3 protein-coding genes are annotated in these 3238 nt (G+C 58.6%); 1 reads left to right on the forward strand and 2 read right to left on the reverse strand.

Annotation, left to right across the window (positions count from 1 at the left end):
- Positions 1-102: 102 nt before the first annotated feature.
- Entirely contained in the window at positions 103-1269 is a 1167-nt protein-coding gene (locus QZ377_RS10025; RefSeq protein WP_291441011.1) for a DUF3179 domain-containing protein, read from the reverse strand.
- Positions 1270-1418: 149 nt separating this feature from the next.
- Positions 1419-2306: a dTDP-4-dehydrorhamnose reductase gene (gene rfbD, locus QZ377_RS10030; protein WP_291441012.1), complete on the reverse strand. Its 888-nt coding sequence runs from the start codon at positions 2304-2306 to the stop codon at positions 1419-1421.
- A 163-nt stretch (positions 2307-2469) separates the two neighbouring features.
- Here rfbD and QZ377_RS10035 point away from each other — a divergent pair.
- On the forward strand, positions 2470-3238 hold a 769-nt coding region (locus QZ377_RS10035), incomplete at its 3' end, for a sirohydrochlorin cobaltochelatase (RefSeq protein ID WP_291441013.1).

Raw genomic sequence — 3238 nt, forward strand, 5'->3', positions numbered from 1 at the left:
GCGTCTTTGACGCAAATAAGCTATCGTGCAGGACGGACACAAAGTTACGTGGCCGTCTAAAAGTTTGAGGCTGAATAGTTGCGGCCGGTGGCCGTGTACCGGTCAGGGGGCTGGCGGAAGCCCCGTGGCGGGAGCGACAGCAGAGCCGGAACCTGCGCTGTCATGCCCCGGGGCGTCTGGTGAAAGCAGATTTTCCGGCACTTCGCCCGGTCCGGGAACAGTGAGCGTTTCGGGGTTGATGCTGTACCAGGCAAACCACATGGAATAGCCGCCGAAATATTCAGGCATGGCGGCCCCCTTCATATTGCCTTCCATGGCTTTTCCGGTGGCCGGATCCCATACGCTCCGTGTCTTCAAGTCCATCAGCTTGCCGTAGCGGCTGACAAACAGAAAAGGCTCTGCCCATATCTGCCGGTTGAACACGCGCACCACATCCAGTTGCGGATCATGAACAGCCAGCAAGGCGTGCGGCCCTACAAAGAAATTAACTGTTCCTTTTTTTTTCACATAGGCCACATCAATAGCCAGCAGATAGTTCTCATATTCCAGGCAGAGCATATGCGTTTTGCGCGGAAACCGCCTGTCCAGGCGTTCTACCGGGTAGATAAGCCTGTCGTTGTCATAGTAGGTGCCTTTGCGCTGGTAGTTTCCGTAGGGGTCGCGCCCGTAGGGGCGATTTCCTGCCGGCTTGGCCATGACGGAGGCCTGGGGAAAGACGCTGCGCGCGGCCCCCCACGTTGTCCAGAATACCGGAATGGTCGGCAGGCCTCTGCCCATGAGGGGGCCGTCAAAGGCCATGCCGGTTTCCTGAAGCCAGAGACTGCCGGAATTGCGGTCAATAAGTACACTGTTACCGTCATAAAGGCGGCCTTCTACATCAAAAATAAGATTGAGCCCGCCCATGGAGGCATCATAGGCCATGAGCGTGCCAGTGGTGGGACAGTAGGTGATGGTGTAGGCCACGTCGTCAATAAGCTCATTAACAACCTGGTGCCAGACCATGTAGCGTTGTAGATATATGCGCGGGCCGTCAGGCAGCATGACCACAAAAACAATTTCATCGGCGCTGGTGTTAAGGTCCGCATCCAGAGTGCGGTCATAGCGCGGCCTGTACAGCGATGGAATGGCCCCGTAACTGACGCCGGTTTCCACCAGCTTGCCGGAAATTGCCGCCAGATCAGCCATGCTTTTGGGCCGGGCATGACTTTCAGCAGGGGAGAGCAGCAGCGTACACAGCGTCAACAGGATCAAAACCGAAAGCGCAAACATTCCCGGCAAGCGGCAGGACGCGCAGCTCCCTGCTTTGTACCCCGGGCTGCGGCCGTTTGTGTGCCGGGCGCATGTCTTATGGCTGCGGCTGCCTGCCGTGGCGACATGGCTGGGGCCTGGCAGGAAAGGAATAGTCTGCTGACGAGAGATCAATGCTTGTCTTTCTCCTTGCGGTGAGACGGCAGGTAATCCCTGAAAATATAATCGCGCAGAGCTTGGGGCCATGGCCGTGGCTTTTTGCCCAGAAAAGCGCCCAGCTTGTTGTTATCCAGCACAGAAAACTCCGGCCGCCGGGCTTTTTGCGGCCATTGGGCCGAGTCGATGGGCATGACCCGGCAGGAAGCGGCCGCGAGATTGATGGATTCGCAAGCCAGTTCACACCAGCTGGCCTGACCGCTGTTGACGGCGTGCCAGAGCCCTGTGGCCTGTTTTTCAGCCAGGGCGGCGCTCCATTGCGCCAGGTCAACGCTGTACGTGGGGGAGCCGACCTGATCGTGAACCACGTTAATGGTATCGCGCTTTTCACAGGCTGCCACAATGGTGTCCACAAAGTTTTTGCGGCCGGGGCCAAAAAGCCAGGCCGTGCGCAACACGCAGGAGCGCTCTGGCAATTCGCGCAGTACGGCCTGCTCGCCCTCAAGCTTGGTGCTGCCGTATACCGACAGAGGGTGCGGCTCGTCTTCTTCGGTCAGTGGCGTTTCTCCCTGGCCCTGAAAAACAAAGTCGGTGCTGTAGTGTACCAGGTGGCCGTTGCCGAGATTTTTAAGAATGTGCGCCAACGCATCGGGCAGGGTACGGTTTGCCTCACACGCCGCGTCGGGATCGTCCTCGGCAGCATCAACAGCCGTAAAGCCCACAGCGTTAAAAACCACATCCGCGTGTGCCGCAAGCAAACGCGACTGCAAAAAATCGAAATCCATCACATTGCCGTCTTGCCTGCCCAGGGTCGACACTTGCCAGCCTCGCGCTGCAAGCACACGAACAAGGGCCTGCCCCAGCAGACCGGTTGCGCCTCCCAGAATCAGCGCCTTTGCCATCAGAACCTCCCGGCACGGTACACGCCTTCCCCAGAGGGAGCGTACGTCCCATAATGCAGGCACTGTATCGTTGTGAGCCATGCGGGTCAATACAGCGCTCTTCCCGCACTGCGAGCGACAGCCGTCTTGCCACCATGCTGCAAGTAACGTACAAATTAGCCGCATGAGACGTGCAATATTATTGGTGGCTTTTGGCGCAAGCAGCGCTCAGGGGCAGAGTGCCCTCAAGGGATTTGACGCGCTTGTGCGCCAGCGCTACCCGGGGGTACCCGTGCGCTGGGCATATACCTCACTGCTGTTGCGAGAACGCTTGGCCCGAGCCAGACAGAAGAGCGATTCCGTCCTCAAGGCTTTGCGGCGTCTCAGCCTGGAACGCTTTACCCATGTGGCTGTGCAGCCTTTGCAAACCATACCGGGGCGGGAACACGGCGAAGTATGCGCTGCTGTGAATGAAATAGTCGCCCAGGACGGCCTGCGTTGTCATGTTGGCGACCCTATGCTGGCATCTGCGGATGACGTAAGCGCCGCTGCCCGTGCCTGCGTAACCCATTTGCCATCCGGGCGCGCGGCTCATGAAGATGTTATTTTTATGGGGCATGGCGCAGAACATCAGGCCGTGGCCCGTTACGCCGATCTGGCGGAAGCCGTTTATGGCATTGACGCCCACGTGCATGTAGGGGCCATGAACGGAGCTGTGCTGCTTGAGGACATTTTGCCCCGTCTTGCTTCCGAGAGGGTGTGGCTTATGCCGCTGCTTTCAGTGGTTGGCAATCACGCTCTCAAGGATATGGCGGGGCAGGACAGTCAGTCGTGGCGCAGCCGTGTTGAATCGCAGGGGCGCCAGTGCGTGCCGGTGTTGAAAGGTACGGCGGAATACGCCGGTTTTGCTGAAATATGGCTGCGCCATCTCGAGGGTGCCACCCAGGCCTGTT

Origin of the sequence: Desulfovibrio sp. (genome assembly GCF_019424165.1) — a bacterium.
GTDB lineage: Bacteria > Desulfobacterota > Desulfovibrionia > Desulfovibrionales > Desulfovibrionaceae > Desulfovibrio.

Excerpts from the sequence above, each read along its gene's own strand:
- QZ377_RS10025 (WP_291441011.1), bottom strand. The coding sequence starts at position 1,269 with ATGTTTGCGCTTTCGGTTTTGATCCTGTTGACGCTGTGTACGCTGCTG.
- rfbD (WP_291441012.1), bottom strand. The coding sequence starts at position 2,306 with ATGGCAAAGGCGCTGATTCTGGGAGGCGCAACCGGTCTGCTGGGGCAG.